Here is a 16,418-nt window from a genome sequence, read left to right as displayed (position 1 = left end):
GGCAAAATTTAATTTTTGCTTTTTTTAGAGGGTAAACACCTTGTGCGAGGGAGGAACGGTTACAAACCGTTCCCTACGATTGGGCTTGCCTTTTTGGTGTGTTGTTGGAAAAAATTGTTAAATGGGTGAAAAGTGAATTTTGCTAATCATCCATATTTATGCAAAGACCTCTTTAAAAAGAATAACTGATTTTAGTAAAAATTCTATCGTTATTCTTAATTGCATCAGTGGCAGTAGAACCGCCAATATAATCAATGATGCCGCCGCTTATTGAAAGTTTGTCATCAATGGCATACTCTAATGAAATTCTAGCAAAACCTCCTGCGTCACCTTGTTTGCCAAATACACCTGAAATTGCAGTTAAGTTTAGGGTTTGGTTGAGATATGACTGGGTAAAGCGTAAGGCGTGTTGATAGGTTTCTTGTCGGGTGAAATTATTGAATTGGGTATTGATGATAGCGTCATAATGATTGATTTTTCTAAGTGCCAATTCATAGCCAATTGAGCCGTCGCTAATGCCCGTGTACTCTACGCCGATTAAACTATCAATTCTTGACTTTGTGTCATTCAGTCCCGTGTATTTAATATTGTTAAAATAGGCGATTTCTGTTTTTAATAAAAAACTGTCAACCACTTTGTTGTAGGCCAAACCCAACATTTTTGATCGGTTATCAAACTGTAAAGCACCTTCTTTAAAATAAGGTTTATCAAGGTAAGTATCGGCAAAATATACCCCAAAATCATAGCCAGAAAACTCGCCAGTGAGGCTCAGTGCAATGCCCGTATTTTTTAAACCATTGCTGGGGGTATTCTCTGGCAAATCGGCGCTGTTTTTAAAATCAGAGCCGAATTTTGGATTTTCACTAAAACGATTTTCATGCAAAATAGCGGTAGAAAATTTTAAGTTATCTTGGTAATAATCTAATTTACTCATTAACCTACCAAGGCGTAAATTTTTAATATCAATCAATCCCGGTGCACGATTGTCTAATGGATTTAGAATATCGGTAATGCGAATAGAATCAGATTTGCCCCAAACGACAATTTGTCTGCCGATTTTAAAATCAAGGTTGGCGTTAATGCTGCCTTCAATATTTAATTCATTTAAATTCAACTCGTTTTCATAGTTGCTAGGCGTTGTTTCGTAGTTGTTGCTGGCATAAAATATAAAGTCATGATAGGCTTTCAAATTACTATTTACCTTAAAACCATTGTCCATTTTGTAATCGGTGGTTAAGTCCAGTAGCAGTTTTGTAGAAGATATATTTTTATTGTTATTGAGATTGTAATGCGTTTCGAAATTGACAGAACCATACACCGAATTTTTTTCAGGCGGCGGCGCAGTTTCGATGATAATATCGTCAATATTATCATCAAATCCATCGTCAAACTCTTCTTCAGCATTCGATAAAAAAGCAGTTAAAAGCAATGAAAACAATAAAATTAACTTCATTTACAAGCCTTTTTCAATTTTACGAACGCTGAACATTTCATCATCAATGGCAACATTAATTTTAATATCACGATTACTCAAAATGGTTTTATGTAGGGTTTGTTTGCCGTATTTTGTCGTCATTGTTGTTTGTGTTGCCACCCAAATGCCGTCGATTTTTTCCATTTTACGAACATCCATATATTTGACTCGGTTGGCCTTTTTAAGATAGAACTTAGCACGGGCGAGCATAAAATTATCCTTGCGAATGTATAAAATGCTTTTGGTATAGCCAGTTTCATCAATCACCGCTTGATTTTTTGGCAAAGATTGAATAATCCATACTGGATTTTTACCATTTTTGCGTTTAATAACACCTTCTTTTAGCAATTTAAAATGATAATCATCAAGATTTTTATCCGTCATATCGGCATAAGAGAAATCACTGCCCATAAAGGCACCGTCTTTGTCACTGGCTGGGATGCGTTTGGTTTTTTTGAGTGCGGGGAGATACATCCATTGGTCGTCATCTTTATCATTTCCACTATAATCAAAGGTTAAAAACGCTGTGTTTTTAACATCGCTGGGCGTTAGAAAAAAGACAGATTTATATTCGGTATTCTTATTGATATCTTTGGAGAATGTGCGCATTTGTCGAATGCGTTGTTTTTTATGTTTGTCGATTAAAATCATTTGCAAAGTGGAAACAACGCTGCTGCCATCATCTCTGGCATCAACTTTTTGCATAATTTCTAAGCCCGTTAAGGCGTTAACGCTAGCACTTAATAAAAGGGCGGGTAAGAGTAATTTTTTCATTATTTTTGCTCCAAAGGTTTCGGTTTTTCTAATAATTTCATAATGGCAGGCACCAGTAAAAAGTCAGCAATAAGGGCGACAAAAATAGCACTGGCAGTCAAAACACCAAAATTAAACATATTGGTCATACTGGCACTTAGCAACACTAAGAACCCAAGGGAAAGCACAACAGAAGTAACGATAATCGCCCGCCCTGTTCCAATAAAGGTTAGTCTCGTTGCCTCATCGACGCTTTTTCCCTCTAGGCGATAGCGATTAAAATTGTGCATAAAATGCACGGTATCATCAACGGCAAGACCAAGGGCAATCGCCCCCACAAGCATTGAAAACATATCAAAAGGAATGCCAAAACCAACCATCAATGCCACAATGGTCAACATCGGTAGGATATTTGGAATCATGCTAATCAAGCCAATTTTAATATTGCCAATTAAAATTATCATCATAATGGCAATAAGTCCAAAGGCAAGAATGTAACTCATTGCACTAGAATGAATGGATTTTTCCATAATACTGGCCAGCAAAACACCAATGCCGGTGAAAGATACATCGGTTTTGGCGTTAAATTCTTGTGTAATATGGGTTTGGATTTTATCTAAAAACTCATTGTATTTAATGGCATCAACAAAAGGCACTTTGACCGTTATGCGTGCCTTAGAAAAGCCAGAATCAACAAAATCTTCCAAATCATCACTGCCACTATTGGAAAATAAAAACAGTTCTTGTGCAATCAAATCTTTGTTCGTGGGAATTTTATAAAACGCTGCATCATTCGCATTTAACGCCTTATTGGTCTCCTTCAACACATCAACCAGTGTTATCGTTTTACCAACAAAAACCTCTCCCTCTTTTAAGGTGTTAAGATAATCGGTTGCCTTTTCAATTTTTTGTAATATCTCTGGTTCATATAGACCATTTTCCCGTCCAGTATCGACAATAATTTCTAAAGTCATTGAGCCGTTTAACTCCTTGTCAATCGTTTCAACGCTAACACGCACAGGATTGTCAGCCTCAAACCAAATGAGTGGGTGGTGAGAAAATTTCATTTGTGTTGCAAACAAGACGGCAATAATAATCATAATACCGCTAATTGACACAATGGATTTGGCGTGGTTTAGAGAAAAATCAGCAATTTTGTGTAAAAAAGTGTCCATTTTTTTATTGTGTGCAGCAATGGGTTTGTGCTTAAGTTTCAGAGTAGCAAGCATGGCAGGTAATAATACCAAAACAAACAACAGCCCCAATACAATACTGGCACTGGCAAAAATGCCTAAGTCAGCAACAGGTGCGACATCAGAAAATGAGAACGACCACATGCCAGCAGCAGTGGTAAGCGAGGTCATTACAATGGCAAAGCCAGAGTGCCCCATGGCAAAGCGCAGTGCTGATTTTTTATCCCCAGTTTTGGCAAAGTCTTTATAAAACATTGCCAAAAGATGGATGCTTGCCCCGGTAATAACTGCCAATAAAAACGAAGGCATAATTTGAGTGACGACGGTAAAGGGTGCGTCAAACAGTGCCATTAATGAAACGGCACTTACGATTGTCAAAACAACAGTAATGAGCGGCAAAACAACCCCTGAAACACGCCTAAACATTAGTGCCAACACCAAAATTACCATGAGTAGCATTTTTTGGATAAAACTCTGCGTGTCCTTTCTCATTGCCTGCTTAATAACGCCTGCAAATAGTGCCGAACCTGCGAGATGAACGGTAAAGTTGGCATCTTCATATTTTTTGGTAATTTGTTGTACTGCTTCAATGATTTTGGTGTTTTCATTGTCTGTTAAATATATTTTTGGCGCATCGTTTGTTGTTTCTTCGGCAAACTCATCTGCTTCGTTGACGACTATTTTTTTGCCATTTTTATCAAAACTAGAATAAGTTTGTGTGTCAATGACGATGTTGGTAAAAGTTTTATCGCCATTAAACAACAAATCTTTTAACAAAGGATTGGCAGTCGCCAGTTGTTTTTTGGCATTGAGCGTGGATTTGTCAATTTTATAATTGTCAAACAAATCTTCAACAATTAAACTGTCCGCTGTGCCAAGGGTATTTCTGGCGTTTATCAAAGAATTGACCTCTTTAATGTAGGGTAAATTATTTTCTAATTCTTGGTGTAATTTTGCCAGTTTTTTAAGAAAATCAAGGTTAAAAATATCTTCAGTTTCAACCGCAATTAAGATTTTTTCATCTCTGCCGAACTGGTCACGAAATTCATCGTATTTAATGCGCATTTCATCGGTTTTATGTAAAAAACCCTCGGTTGAGGTGTCCATTCTAAGGTGTGACAAATTAGAGCCAAGTCCCACCACTATCAGCAAAATTGCCAAAATAGTTTTTTTGCTATTTTCAAAAATAAAATCTGATAATTTCTCAAATTTTTGTTCTATTTTTAGTCGCCAGTTCATTGTAATATCCGTAAGTTTTAAAAAAATAATTAATCGATTAATAAGGTTGAAAGATAACCTTCGCGTGCTTCAATATTTGAATAATACACATCGTCCAACCCATCAACCACAGAGTTTTTAACCACATCAAGGGCTAAAATTGCATCACTCCAAGCGCTTAAATGTTTAAATTCTGTGATAGATAGGGTGTTATTGGTAAATTCATTCATCCAAGCTAGGCGCATAAAAATTGGTGCAAAAGCAGCATCAATCATATTAAATTCATCGCCATTAAAGAATTTTTCTTGGTTTTTAATTGCTTCAATCTTTGTTAATTTTTCAAATAACGCTTTTTTCGAAGTGTGAAATTTTTCCTCATCGCCTGTTATTATGCCGAACATATCGCCTAACATTTCTCCAGAATACACAATCCAAGAGCGATTATTAGCCCTCTGTATAGCCTCTTTTGGATGAAAACTGTGTGTGCTTATTTCTTCAATAAACTCAGTAATCACTAAGGATTCAAAAATAACTTGATCGTCAACTTTAAGTAATGGCACTTGTCCAGTGGGTGAAATTTCTTTAAACCAATCTGGCGGGTCCATTGGGTTGATGTAAGTCATTTTAAAATCAATTTTTTGTACTTCCAATGAAATCACTGCCCGTTGTACAAATGGACAAAGTTTAAAGCTAATAAGTTCTAATTTCATTTTTTTCTCCTTGTAGTAAGAAAGCTTCTGCTTCCTCTAAATTATTCCCGATGATAGGGGTGGTTGGTTAATAATGAATGGGCACGATAAATCTGCTCCACCGCCAATAATCGTGCCATTGAATGGGGCAAAGTTAGGTTTGACAATCCCCATAATTGATGAGCCTGTTGTTTAATGGTATTACTTAAACCGTCAGCACCGCCAATCAACAAAGCCACGCTGTCGCCATTTTGTTGCCAATTTTTCATTGCCGTGGCGATTTCTTTGGTGGTGTGTTGTTTGCCGTGTTCGTCAAAAGCAATAATCAAATTTGCATGGGTGCTGGCTTTCATTAGTAATTCACCTTCAAGTTGTTTGATTTGCTCAATATTTTTGCCTTTGCGTTTTTGCGCTTCGGGCGTGGTCAAGCTAAAGTTGAGTTCACGGGGCAATTGCTTTTGATAATGAGTGATTCCCGTTTGTATCCAGTCAGGCATTTTTTTACCAATGGCAATTAAGTTGATTTTCACTCGTCGTCCGTTCCCGACCATAATTTTTCCAACTTGTAAAACTCTCTGGTTTTCTCAGTCATGACATGTACCACCACTTCTGCCAAATCAATCAACATCCAATGCCCCGTTTCTGCACCTTCAATGCCAACAACCTTCATTCCCAAGCGCTTTGCTTCAATTTTGACATTATTAACGATGCCTCGCACATGTTGCGTAGAACGGCCTGTGGCAATTACAATTGCCTCAATGTCTGCACTTTGTTGCAAAACTTTTAGAGTAACAACATTTTCCCCTTTAAGTTCGTCAATAATGTCGGTAACTGCTTTTAGTTGTTGTTTTAAATTCATAGTTTTTAAGTGAGACCTTTGTATAAATATAAATGATTAGTAAAATTCAATTTTTGCCTTCCTAGAGGGCTACTGAGTGTCGTTGGAAAGATTGCCAAGTGGGCAAAAGGTGGATTTTGATGATTATTCATATTTGTGCAGGGTCTTTCCAATATATTTAATAATGTTCTCAGGTAATAATTCTGATAAGTTTTCTTGATTGCGTATTTTACTTCTAATTTGCGTCGATGAAATATTAACTAACAGTGTTTTGGCAAAATATACCCCCATACGAGAAATTGAACCCTCAAGTTCGGACAATCTGGGTAGCACTACCAATTGTGCATAGTCGCTAAGTTGTTGATAGTTTTTCCAAGTTTCTAATGTGTTAAAACTGTCTTCACCCATAATTAGAAAAATCTTTTTATTGGGGTAATCTATTTTAATTTGTTTGAGCGTGTCAATGGTATAAGAGGCACTTTGTCGGTTAATTTCACGGCTATCAAGCTGTAAATCATCAAACTCAGCGATTGCCAAATTTAACATATCAAGGCGTTGTTGATTGGAAAATTGTAAGGCACTTTTATGCACAGGAGCCTTACAAGGCATTAAAAAAAGTTGTGTCAATCCCAACTCTTTTTTGAGAGCACGAGCCGTTTTTAAATGCCCATAATGCACAGGGTCAAACGAACCGCCGAAGAAGCCGATCATAACATGGTTTGAACTTCTGTTTTGGTCAGCGCTTCGGTTGGATAAGGGTATTGACCAACTGACATACCTTCTACAAAGCGCACAAAATCCGCTTCATTGTCAATCAATAAATAAGCGTTACCCTGTTTTTGCTCCCCCATCGTGGTTTCAATTTTGCAGCCGTAATCATGACCACAATGTAGCATAACTTCATTATCAATGTGCTTGAGTGTTTGCATGGAATTAAATAATTCAGCAATATTGCCACCTGGCAAGGAGCAATGTCCTGCGCCATAAACAAAGAGCGTGTCCCCTGCAATCAAATGCCCATCCAGCAAATAACAAATGCCACCAGCACTATGACCGGGAGTATTAATAATTTTAGCAGGGGTCTTGCCGATAAAAATAGTGTCGTTGTTTTCAACTGTTTCAGGCAAACTGTCAATTTGCAAATAAGGCACCTCGTGAACGCCTACAGTAATTTTTGCACCTGTTTTTTCTACAATTTCATCCACTGCATTGGTGTGATCAAAATGCCAATGTGTTAGCCAAATATCAGTAAGCGTATAGCCTTTATCGTGTATTCGTTGGATGAATAATGATGCATCCCACGCCGGATCAACAATGGCACAAGTTTTACTATCGTGGTCAAAGATAAAATGAATAGAATCCTCTAATGCACCAATGTGATAGAGGATTTCTAGGGTAAAAGTTTTTTCAATGTATTTTTTTTCTAGCATAGCGGTATTTTAACTTGACTAATTCGCCATACACGCTATAATTTGTTTCTTTTATTTGGTCACCAGTATTTTATGGGGCTATAGCTCAGCTGGGAGAGCACGACACTGGCAGTGTCGGGGTCAGCGGTTCGATCCCGCTTAGCTCCACCAAGTAAAAAAAGTTATGTCGCCTTCGTCTATCGGTTAGGACCCCAGGTTTTCATCCTGGTAAGAGGAGTTCGATTCTCCTAGGCGATGCCATATTTGAATAGCCCAGTATTGTAATGATGCTGGGCTATTTTTTTTGTTCGTTGTAAATGTAGTTGGACTATATAATAGGCATTTGTCCCGTTCGTCTAGCTGGCCCAGGACCTCAGGATTTCATCCTGATAACAGGAGTTCAAATCTCTTACGGGACGCCAAATTATAAAGTTGAGACCTTTGCATAAAATATGAATAATCATCAAGCATCCACTTTTCACCAAATTGGCAATTTTTTAAACCCAGCCTTAGCCTTGCTAAGACAGGGTTTAAGAAAATCACCAAGTGGGCAAAAATTGAATTTTGCTAATCATTCATATTTATGCAAAGGCCTCAAGTTAAACATAAATATGAATAATCACTATGGAATCTATTTTTTGCTATTGATATGAATCAACTTAATATTATTATCCCAGATAGGCTTATTGGACAGCGCATTGACAGCGCATTGGCATTAATGTTGCCTGATTATTCTCGCTCTAAAATCACAGCGTGGGTGAGGTTGGGGCGTGCATTGATTCATGGAAAAACCTTTAAGCCTAAAGAAAAAGTATTGGGTGGTGAGATTGTGGAACTCAGCATTAAGGTGGAAAAGACCAATGATTGGGTGGCAGAAAATATACCGTTAAATATCGTATTTGAGGATGCAGATATTATTATTATCAACAAACCAGTGGGTTTGGTCACACATCCGGGTGCGGGCAATTGGACGGGCACATTGGCAAATGCACTGTTGTATCATGACCCTGCACTTGCCAATCTTGATAGGGCGGGTATTGTGCATCGATTGGACAAAAACACTTCGGGGTTAATGGTGGTTGCGCGTAGTGAGTTGGCGCAAAAAAACTTGGTTGAACAGTTGCAGACGCACAGTGTGTCTAGGGAATATTCTGCTATTGTGTATGGGCATATGATTTCAGGTGGTGTTATTGATGAGCCGATTGGACGCAATCCTAAAGACCGCATTAAACAAGCAGTGGTGGAAGAGGGTAAACAGGCGATTACACATTATCGTGTGATTGATAGATTTGCCCATCATACGCATATTAAGGCGATTTTAGAAACAGGGCGCACCCATCAAATTCGTGTGCATTTGTCGCACATTGGGCATCCTTTGATTGCCGACCCGATGTATGGGGGCAAAATTCGTTTTCCAAAAAAAGCAGATGAGGCACTTAAAGAAGCATTAAAAAGTTTTAATCGTCAAGCCTTACATTCTAAAAAACTGACCTTAACCCACCCGATTTCAGCAGTAGAAATGTCGTGGAAAGCACCATTGCCAGAAGATATGCAAGATTTAATTAAAATTTTACAAAGCTATGATGCCGCATAAGGAAAGGTCTTTTAATCTTCCAAACAATGTTAGGTTACTTTCAACGCCACGGTATTTACAGGGTGGGGCAAGCAAGTGTAGTTATGATAATTTTAATTTGGCCACACATACAGGTGATAATCTTGATGCTGTTGCGTATAATCGTGAATTATTGGTCACGCATTTTGATCTGCCAAGCATGCCAAAATGGCTGAATCAAATTCATTCTAATATTTGCTTAGATGCACAGTCTAATGATTGTGAAGGGGATGCTGTTGTTACCCGTGAAAAAGGTGTGATTTGTGCGGTAATGACGGCTGATTGTTTGCCGATTTTTGCTTCCAATCAGTCTGGCACGCAGGTGGGGGTTGCTCATGCGGGCTGGCAAGGGATTCTTAATGGTGTGATTGAGGCGTTTATTGCGCAGTTTAATGAGCGTGATTTATTAATACATTTTGGTGCGGCGATTTCATCAAAAAACCTTGAAGTTGGCAAGGAGGTGTTTGCACAATTTATTGCTAAAGATGACAAACTTAGTGCGGCATTCGTGCAAACAGGTGAAAAATATCAGTTAGATATTTACCAAGTTGCCCGTCTTATTTTGAATAATTTAGGCGTTACAACAATTAGTGGTGGCGACCAGTGTACTGTTGAGCAGGAGCAAGATTATTTTTCCTATCGTCGAGATGGTGCAAACTCAGGCAGAATGGCACACCTTATTTGGATAACGACTTAATAATTGTTTGCTTAAAAATTGGCGCAAAAACATACAATAATGGGAAACCTACTAGCCAGGCAATAGCAAAACTAGAGAGCCATTTTTCAATGGTTTCGTCAACCCAACCGATGTTCATATAAGTAACAACAAACGACATGATGCTAATCATAAATAGCGACATAACGATACTAAATATTAAGTGTACTTTCTTTTCCATATTATTTTCCTTCCTTTATTTTTTCTTTACCAGAGATGGTGAAATCCATTTCTTTTGTTTTAACATTTAAATGATAGTAATGCAGTGGTTTTTGTTTGCGCTGTTTTTGTTGCACCACGCATCCAATGGTCTCAAATTCATTTTTTATTTCAATTTCATCATGTTGTGTATTTAATGGTACTAAAAACTTATTATTGCCCCGTTCAATATATTGACGAAAGTATAATTCATCTTCGTAACGCACTACTGCATAAGCACGATGATGAATTTGCATACCAGGGTCAATAATTAAAATGCAATTTTCACTAAATTCAGGCTCCATATAAGTGCCTAAATTTTGCAAGGCAAATGGTTCTGAATTAGTACCGCAATTAGTTTCAAAAGTTTCTTTACTCATTTTTGACATCCTTTACAATAAAATGACGATCGTTGATTTTGTACAATTCGCGCTATTTTACCGTTGCATTGCGTGCAGTTTTCATTTTCACGCCCATACACTGACAAAGTCTGTGAGAAATATCCCGGTTTGCCATCTACAGCAGAAAAATCTTGCAAAGTTGTCCCACCAGCCTTGATTGCCTGAGTAAGAATATTTTTTATACATTGTGTTAAAAGCACATAGCGTTTTTTACTGATACTACCAGCTTTTCGCTCAGGGTTAATGCCCGCACGAAATAAACTTTCGCATGCATAAATATTGCCCACGCCAACCACGACTTTACTGTCCATGATAAATGCCTTAATATTCTGCTGTTTTTTGCGCGATTTGCCATACAAGTATTCTTCATTAAACACCACTTCTAACGGCTCAACACCTAAATTATCCAACAAGGGATGTGTGTTATTCTCAGTAAATAACACCGCACCAAAACGCCTAGGGTCATTCAAACGCATACGCTTGCCATTCGTAAATGTTAATTCAAAATGGTCGTGTTTTTTGAGTGCTATCTCATTATCCACCACTTTAATTGAGCCACTCATTCCCAAATGAATAATCAGCGTGCCTACGCCAAACCTAATGAGTAAATATTTGCCTCGCCTCTCAATTCCATTAACAGTTTGATGAGCCAATGTCCTTGGCAAATGTTTGGGTATTTCCCAACGCAAATTGTCTCGATATAGGTGCACTTGTTCAATCCTTTGATTGACAATCAAAGGTTCAAGTCCTCGTTTGGTGGTTTCAACTTCAGGTAGTTCTGGCATTGGTTATCATTAGGTAATTGTATTATAGGAGACCTTTGTATAAATATAAATAATCATCAAGAATTCTCGTTTCACCCACTTGGTAATTTTTTAAACCCAGCCTTAGCTCTGCCAGGACAAGGTTTAAGAAAATTACCAAGTGAGCAAGAATTGAATTTTGCTAATCATCCATATTTATGCAAAGGTCTCTATAGGTAGGTTTTACTAGAGACCTTTGCATAAATCAACCAAAAATCACTACTTTGATTTTTTTTGTTTAGATTGTTGTCTGAAATTGTTGGGGGTTTATAGTGGGGTATAACTTAAAAAAAATAGCACACAATCTTAAATACCTTATTATAATAGTCAATTATTATAACAATGGAGAAAAAGATGGGTTTTATCAATTCGGTAAAAGGAAAAATTTTAATGGGTTTTATTTTGGCGGCTATCGTTTTTGTGTCTTTTAATGGACAAGCAAATATGACGCATTACACGATGGCAGTGTGGTTGCATGTTGCGGCAGGCGTTTTATGGATTGGTTTGTTATATTATTTCAATTTTGTTCAAGTACCAGGTATGGGTCAAGCATTGGCTGATAAAGAGGGTCCGGGTCCAGCGGCGATTGGTAAATATATTGCTCCTCGTGCTTTATTATGGTTTCGTATGGCAGCGGCAACAACTTGGATTTTAGGCTTGGTATTATTGGCATTACAATCTCGTGGTATGGACGGTATTATGGGTGCATTTACTTTTGCAAAAGGGTATCAAATTATTGGTATTGGCGCATGGATGGGAACGGTTATGGCATTTAATGTGTGGTTTATTATTTGGCCAAATCAGCAAAAGATTTTAGGTATGAAATCTGCAACTGATGGTGAGATTGCAACTGCAAAGAAGAATGCGGCATTAGCTTCCTCCATTAATGTGATTTTATCTGTGCCAATGTTGTTAACGATGATTGCATGGCATTAAAATAGTCGCTTTTATTTTAAAAACCGAGTTTTATACTCGGTTTTTTTTCGTCTATTGTATAATACCATTTTCAAAAAATAATCACATTCACTAAGCACTCATTTTTACCAACAAAACTACCGAGTGGGTGAAAATTGAATTTTGCTAATCATCCATATTTATGCAAAGGTCTCAATATGATTATTTTTTAAAAATGGTATAATCTACTTTAATTATGATAACAAGAACACCTGTTTTAAAAGTTAGTGGCAAAGATGCGCAAAGTTTCTTGCAAGGACAATTGTCGAATGAAATTAATAAAATTGTTGATGGACAATGGCAGTTGAATGCTTATTGTCAGCATCAAGGGCGAATTATTGCGTTGATGTGGGTGCAAAAGCAGGGTGATGATTTTTATTTAGACTTTGCATTAGATTTGAAAGCAGTGGTGCAAAATCGCTTGAAAATGTTCGCTCTGAATGCGGCAGTGGTTTTTAATGAGGTTGATTGTCAAGAAAAGGTTATTGAGGAAGCGCAGGTAACATTAGCAACCAGTGAAAAATTTATTCCACAAGATTTGAATTTGGATATTGATGAAGTGGGCGTGAGTTTTACCAAAGGTTGTTATCCGGGGCAGGAAGTGGTGGCAAGGGTGCATTATTTGGGTACGCCGAAACGCAGGTTATATCAATTTGAGTGTGATTTTGAAGTCAATCCATTGGACAAATTAACATTAGAAGACGCTACAAAAAATGTTGGAACGGTGCTTAATCAGGTAAAATCTCGCTTTTTTGCCGTGCTTAAAATTGCTGAAAAAGACAATACTATTTTTATCAACAACCAACCAGTTAAGTTACTTGAATTGGCTAATTTTCCTTCGTAATACACAAACTACATTATGACATTCATTAAGACTTTAGTATTATTGTTGCTATCCTCTCCTGCTTTTGCCACTAGTGGCTCACCTGCAACCTTAGATTTAACCAGCCATTGGGTGGGTTATGTGGCTTTGGCTTTGTTTGCTTTGGCGTATATTTTTGTGATGGTGGAGGAATTTACCCATTTTAGAAAGTCCAAACCTGTGATTTTGGTGGCAGGTATTATTTGGGGGCTGATTGGTTGGGTATATGCACAGCATGGTTTGCCGCATAGTGCTGAAGTGGCACTTAAACATAATATATTAGAATATTCAGAGTTGATGTTATTTTTATTGGTGGCAATGACTTATATTGAGGCAATGCGTGAGCGCAATGTGTTTGAGACATTAAAAGTCTGGTTGATCAATAAGGGCTTAACCTTTCGCCAGTTGTTTTGGTTAACAGGGTTTTTGGCATTTTTCATCTCACCAGTTGCGGACAATTTAACCACAGCATTGATTATGGGTGCAGTGGTAATGGCGGTTGGCAAGGGAAATCCTAAGTTTGTTTCGTTGGCATTTATTAATATTGTGGTGGCAGCGAATGCAGGGGGTGCATTCAGTCCATTTGGTGATATTACCACGCTAATGGTTTGGCAAAAAGGGGTGGTGGGATTCTCCCAATTCTTTGATTTATTTATTCCGTCTTTGATTAACTTTTTGGTGCCAGCAGCGATTATGCATTTTTTCATTAAAGACGATGTGGCAGTTGGTAACAACCAAGCGGTTAAGATTAAAATTGGCGGTTTGGCGATTGTTGTTTTGTTTGTGCTGACTATTTTTACTGCGGTAAGTTTTTACAACTTTTTACATTTACCGCCAGCAATGGGCATGATGACAGGAATGAGTTATTTGATGATTGCTGCCTTCTTTATTCGTAGAGAAGAAAGGAAAACGCAAGAGGGGGGCTTTGATGTGTTTAAAAAAATTGCGCTTGCTGAGTGGGACACATTGTTGTTCTTTTTTGGGGTGATTATCAGTGTTGGTGGCTTGGGTTTTATGGGGTATTTAGCACTAACTTCAGAGTTGATGTATGCCTCTTTAGGTGCAACTTATGCCAATATTTTGGTCGGCGTATTGTCATCAATTGTTGACAATATTCCCGTGATGTTTGCAGTTTTGACCATGAATCCTGATATGTCATTAGGTCAATGGTTGTTAGTAACACTGACTGCTGGTGTAGGCGGTAGTTTGCTTTCAGTAGGTTCTGCTGCTGGTGTGGCGTTAATGGGTCAATCAAAAGGTCTTTATACATTTGTATCGCATTTAAAATGGATGCCAGTGATTGCATTGGGCTATATTGCCAGTGTTCTGGTGCATTTATGGTGGAATAAAGAATTGTTTAATGTGCCAATCTAATCTATGGGTAGATATTGGTAACAGTAGTGTAGATTGGGAGATTGGCGGCTGTTATGGCAGTGTTGATATTAAAGATTTTCAACCTAATGTCATACCGCAACACCAAGTTAGTACTATTGCTTGTGTGGCAAATCATCAACTTATTCGGCATTTTTCTAATCCAACTATTATTCAGCCTAAGCCTTACGAAGGTTTGGTTTTTGATTATAATTTAGAGCAATTAGGTGTTGACCGTTTTTTAGGGCTTGTGGCAGGATATGAAAAATATCCCGAACAAGATTTTATGTTGGTGGATATTGGCACATTTATTACCATTGATTATGTGCAAAATAATCGGCATATTGATGGAGGTATTGCGCCGGGGCTTTATCAATTACAAGGGTGTAAAACTTTTGTGGGTGATGACAGCCAAAGGTCGTGGCGAGTAGGGACAGAAAATATGTTGCGTGATACCATTGAGAAGCGTTGTGATGCGTTTGATGGTAAGATTTTAATCACGGGCGGTGGACAAGCGATAGTTGATATTAAGCAAGCAGAATATCATCAAAATTTAGTGATAATAGGATTAAAGGAAATAGATGGAAAATAGAGTTTTATCAGGAATGAGACCCACAGGGCAATTGCACTTGGGTCATTATCATGGCGTTTTAAAAAATTGGTTGGCATTACAAAATGAGTACGATTCTTATTTTTTTGTTGCTGATTGGCATGCATTTACGACACATTATTCCGACAAGATTGATCTTGAGTCTAATGTTACTGAAATGGTGGTTGATTGGTTGGCAGCAGGCATCAATCCAAATACCTCAACGATTTTTGTGCAATCAAAAGTGCCAGAGCATGCAGAATTGCATTTGCTGTTGTCCATGATTACCCCTTTGCCTTGGCTGGAGCGTGTGCCATCATATAAGGATCAACAAGAAAAATTAAGAACCAAAGATTTGGGTACTTATGGTTTTTTAGGTTATCCGCTTTTGCAAAGTGCCGATATTCTTATTTACAAAGCAGGCTTAGTGCCAGTGGGTGAAGACCAAGTGGCACACATTGAACTTACTCGTGAAGTCGCAAGGCGTTTTAATCATGTATATGGGCGAGAAGCTGATTTTGAAGAAAAAGCAGAAGTTGCCATTACCAAAATGGGTAAAAAACAAGCCAAATCTTACCGCTCATTGCGCAAAACTTACCAAGAAACAGGTGACATTGAGGCACTAAATAAAGCACAAGCCCTATTAAAAGAACAACAAAATATCACCCTTGGCGATAGAGAAAGATTGTTGGGTTACATCGAAGGGATTGGCAGAATTATCTTGACTGAACCAGAATCGTTGTTGACAAAGGCCTCAAAAATGCCAGGTTTGGACGGGCAAAAAATGAGTAAGTCTTATGGCAATACCATTTCTTTGCGTGATACCAAGGCAGAAATTGAAACCAAAATTAGGCGTATGCCAACCGACCCAGCACGAATAAAATTGACCGATGCAGGCGACCCGAAAAAATGTCCAGTATGGCAACTGCACGAAATATATTCAGACGAGCAAACTTGCGATTGGGTAAAAGACAGTTGCATCCATGCAAAAATAGGCTGTGTTGAATGTAAGCAACCGGTAATTGACAGTATTCAGACAGAATTATTGCCAATCCAAGAGCGTATTGCCACTTATCAATCCGACCCTAAACTGATTAGCCAAATTATTCACGAAGGATCTGAAAAAGCGCGTAGCATCGCCCAAGAAACGATGGCAGAAGTGCGTGAGGTTATGGGTATTACCTACTAAAGACTTTTATTAAAAGTTAAATATGTTATAATTTGTGTAGCTAAATTATTAATCAAAAAAATATAGTTAAATTATTAATCAAAAAACAAGGGGGGTTATGACTCTTTTACAAGAAGGTTCAAATGGGTTGTAGTTCTTTGATAGAGCTAG

General features: G+C 37.9%; 20 protein-coding genes and 3 tRNA genes. 11 read left to right on the top strand and 12 right to left on the bottom strand.

Annotation, left to right across the window (positions count from 1 at the left end; translation table 11 throughout):
* Nucleotides 1-172: 172 nt before the first annotated feature.
* Genes MS2017_RS07960 through MS2017_RS07925 form a run of 9 tightly spaced genes read right to left on the bottom strand, consistent with a single transcriptional unit; the run spans nt 173 to nt 7,595 of the window.
* Nucleotides 173-1,453: a DUF1302 family protein gene (locus tag MS2017_RS07960; protein WP_122951852.1), complete on the bottom strand. Its 1,281-nt coding sequence runs from the start codon at nt 1,451-1,453 to the stop codon at nt 173-175.
* Nucleotides 1,454-2,248: an outer membrane lipoprotein-sorting protein gene (locus tag MS2017_RS07955; RefSeq protein WP_071564480.1), complete on the bottom strand. Its 795-nt coding sequence runs from the start codon at nt 2,246-2,248 to the stop codon at nt 1,454-1,456.
* Nucleotides 2,248-4,659, bottom strand: coding sequence for an efflux RND transporter permease subunit (locus MS2017_RS07950; protein WP_122951851.1), 2,412 nt, complete (start codon nt 4,657-4,659; stop codon nt 2,248-2,250). Before MS2017_RS07950 ends, MS2017_RS07955 begins: the two co-directional genes overlap by 1 nt.
* Before the next feature lie 29 nt (nt 4,660-4,688).
* Nucleotides 4,689-5,348, bottom strand: a complete 660-nt coding sequence (locus MS2017_RS07945; protein ID WP_071564478.1) for a glutathione S-transferase family protein — start codon at nt 5,346-5,348, stop codon at nt 4,689-4,691.
* A gap of 41 nt (nt 5,349-5,389) precedes the next feature.
* Nucleotides 5,390-5,878, bottom strand: a complete 489-nt coding sequence (gene rlmH, locus MS2017_RS07940; protein ID WP_241156920.1) for a 23S rRNA (pseudouridine(1915)-N(3))-methyltransferase RlmH — start codon at nt 5,876-5,878, stop codon at nt 5,390-5,392.
* A complete protein-coding gene (rsfS, locus tag MS2017_RS07935) occupies nt 5,854-6,186 on the bottom strand; it encodes a ribosome silencing factor (RefSeq protein WP_071564476.1) in 333 nt (110 codons plus the stop codon). The genes rlmH and rsfS overlap by 25 nt, the downstream gene beginning before the upstream one ends.
* Nucleotides 6,187-6,191: 5 nt before the next feature.
* On the bottom strand, nt 6,192-6,317 hold the full coding sequence (locus tag MS2017_RS11820) for a hypothetical protein (RefSeq protein ID WP_257468770.1): 126 nt from the start codon (nt 6,315-6,317) through the stop codon (nt 6,192-6,194).
* Entirely contained in the window at nt 6,310-6,876 is a 567-nt protein-coding gene (gene nadD, locus MS2017_RS07930) for a nicotinate (nicotinamide) nucleotide adenylyltransferase (RefSeq protein ID WP_122951849.1), read from the bottom strand. Before nadD ends, MS2017_RS11820 begins: the two co-directional genes overlap by 8 nt.
* Nucleotides 6,873-7,595 carry an MBL fold metallo-hydrolase gene (locus tag MS2017_RS07925; RefSeq protein WP_071564474.1) on the bottom strand — a complete coding sequence of 241 codons (723 nt, stop codon included), beginning with the start codon at nt 7,593-7,595 and terminating at the stop codon, nt 6,873-6,875. Before MS2017_RS07925 ends, nadD begins: the two co-directional genes overlap by 4 nt.
* A 74-nt stretch (nt 7,596-7,669) precedes the next feature.
* On the opposite strand from MS2017_RS07925, the gene MS2017_RS07920 reads away from it, so the two are divergent.
* From MS2017_RS07920 to pgeF, 6 genes are all read left to right on the top strand, one after another.
* Nucleotides 7,670-7,745 (top strand) — tRNA-Ala (locus tag MS2017_RS07920).
* Between the two features lie 15 nt (nt 7,746-7,760).
* A tRNA-Glu gene (locus MS2017_RS07915) sits at nt 7,761-7,835 on the top strand.
* Nucleotides 7,836-7,919: 84 nt separating this feature from the next.
* Nucleotides 7,920-7,996, top strand: a tRNA-Glu gene (locus tag MS2017_RS07910).
* Between the two features lie 30 nt (nt 7,997-8,026).
* Nucleotides 8,027-8,227, top strand: a complete 201-nt coding sequence (locus tag MS2017_RS07905) for a hypothetical protein (RefSeq protein WP_122951848.1) — start codon at nt 8,027-8,029, stop codon at nt 8,225-8,227.
* Nucleotides 8,224-9,168 (top strand): 23S rRNA pseudouridine(1911/1915/1917) synthase RluD, encoded by a 945-nt coding sequence (gene rluD / locus MS2017_RS07900; RefSeq protein WP_071564473.1) that lies wholly within the window; start codon nt 8,224-8,226, stop codon nt 9,166-9,168. Before MS2017_RS07905 ends, rluD begins: the two co-directional genes overlap by 4 nt.
* The gene (gene pgeF / locus MS2017_RS07895; protein ID WP_122951847.1) at nt 9,155-9,883 is read left to right on the top strand and encodes a peptidoglycan editing factor PgeF; all 729 of its coding nucleotides are present in this window, start codon (nt 9,155-9,157) and stop codon (nt 9,881-9,883) included. Before rluD ends, pgeF begins: the two co-directional genes overlap by 14 nt.
* On the opposite strand, the gene MS2017_RS07890 is transcribed toward pgeF, so the two are convergent.
* From MS2017_RS07890 to mutM, 3 genes are read right to left on the bottom strand one after another with little or no spacing between them, the layout of a single operon-like run.
* Entirely contained in the window at nt 9,864-10,082 is a 219-nt protein-coding gene (locus MS2017_RS07890) for a DUF2798 domain-containing protein (RefSeq protein ID WP_071564472.1), read from the bottom strand. The two genes, pgeF and MS2017_RS07890, sit on opposite strands and share 20 nt — an antisense overlap.
* Nucleotide 10,083: 1 nt before the next feature.
* A complete protein-coding gene (locus tag MS2017_RS07885) occupies nt 10,084-10,479 on the bottom strand; it encodes a S24 family peptidase (RefSeq protein ID WP_337925549.1) in 396 nt (131 codons plus the stop codon).
* The gene (gene mutM, locus MS2017_RS07880; RefSeq protein WP_071564470.1) at nt 10,476-11,285 is read right to left on the bottom strand and encodes a bifunctional DNA-formamidopyrimidine glycosylase/DNA-(apurinic or apyrimidinic site) lyase; all 810 of its coding nucleotides are present in this window, start codon (nt 11,283-11,285) and stop codon (nt 10,476-10,478) included. The genes MS2017_RS07885 and mutM overlap by 4 nt, the downstream gene beginning before the upstream one ends.
* A gap of 372 nt (nt 11,286-11,657) precedes the next feature.
* Between mutM and MS2017_RS07875 the strand changes: the two genes are divergently transcribed.
* From MS2017_RS07875 to MS2017_RS07855, 5 genes are all read left to right on the top strand, one after another.
* On the top strand, nt 11,658-12,239 hold the full coding sequence (locus MS2017_RS07875; RefSeq protein ID WP_084032323.1) for a urate hydroxylase PuuD: 582 nt from the start codon (nt 11,658-11,660) through the stop codon (nt 12,237-12,239).
* 214 nt (nt 12,240-12,453) lie between these two features.
* Nucleotides 12,454-13,101: a CAF17-like 4Fe-4S cluster assembly/insertion protein YgfZ gene (gene ygfZ / locus MS2017_RS07870; protein ID WP_122951846.1), complete on the top strand. Its 648-nt coding sequence runs from the start codon at nt 12,454-12,456 to the stop codon at nt 13,099-13,101.
* Between the two features lie 15 nt (nt 13,102-13,116).
* Nucleotides 13,117-14,493 (top strand): sodium:proton antiporter NhaD, encoded by a 1,377-nt coding sequence (nhaD, locus tag MS2017_RS07865; RefSeq protein ID WP_122951845.1) that lies wholly within the window; start codon nt 13,117-13,119, stop codon nt 14,491-14,493.
* Entirely contained in the window at nt 14,480-15,082 is a 603-nt protein-coding gene (locus tag MS2017_RS07860; protein WP_071564157.1) for a type III pantothenate kinase, read from the top strand. The genes nhaD and MS2017_RS07860 overlap by 14 nt, the downstream gene beginning before the upstream one ends.
* Nucleotides 15,072-16,268 (top strand): tryptophan--tRNA ligase, encoded by a 1,197-nt coding sequence (locus MS2017_RS07855; protein ID WP_122951844.1) that lies wholly within the window; start codon nt 15,072-15,074, stop codon nt 16,266-16,268. The genes MS2017_RS07860 and MS2017_RS07855 overlap by 11 nt, the downstream gene beginning before the upstream one ends.
* The last annotated feature ends 150 nt before the right edge of the window (nt 16,269-16,418 follow it).

Source organism: Bathymodiolus thermophilus thioautotrophic gill symbiont, assembly GCF_003711265.1.
In the GTDB taxonomy this organism is placed as follows: Bacteria; Pseudomonadota; Gammaproteobacteria; order PS1; family Pseudothioglobaceae; genus Thiodubiliella.
This window is presented reverse-complemented; position numbering and strand designations above follow the sequence as displayed.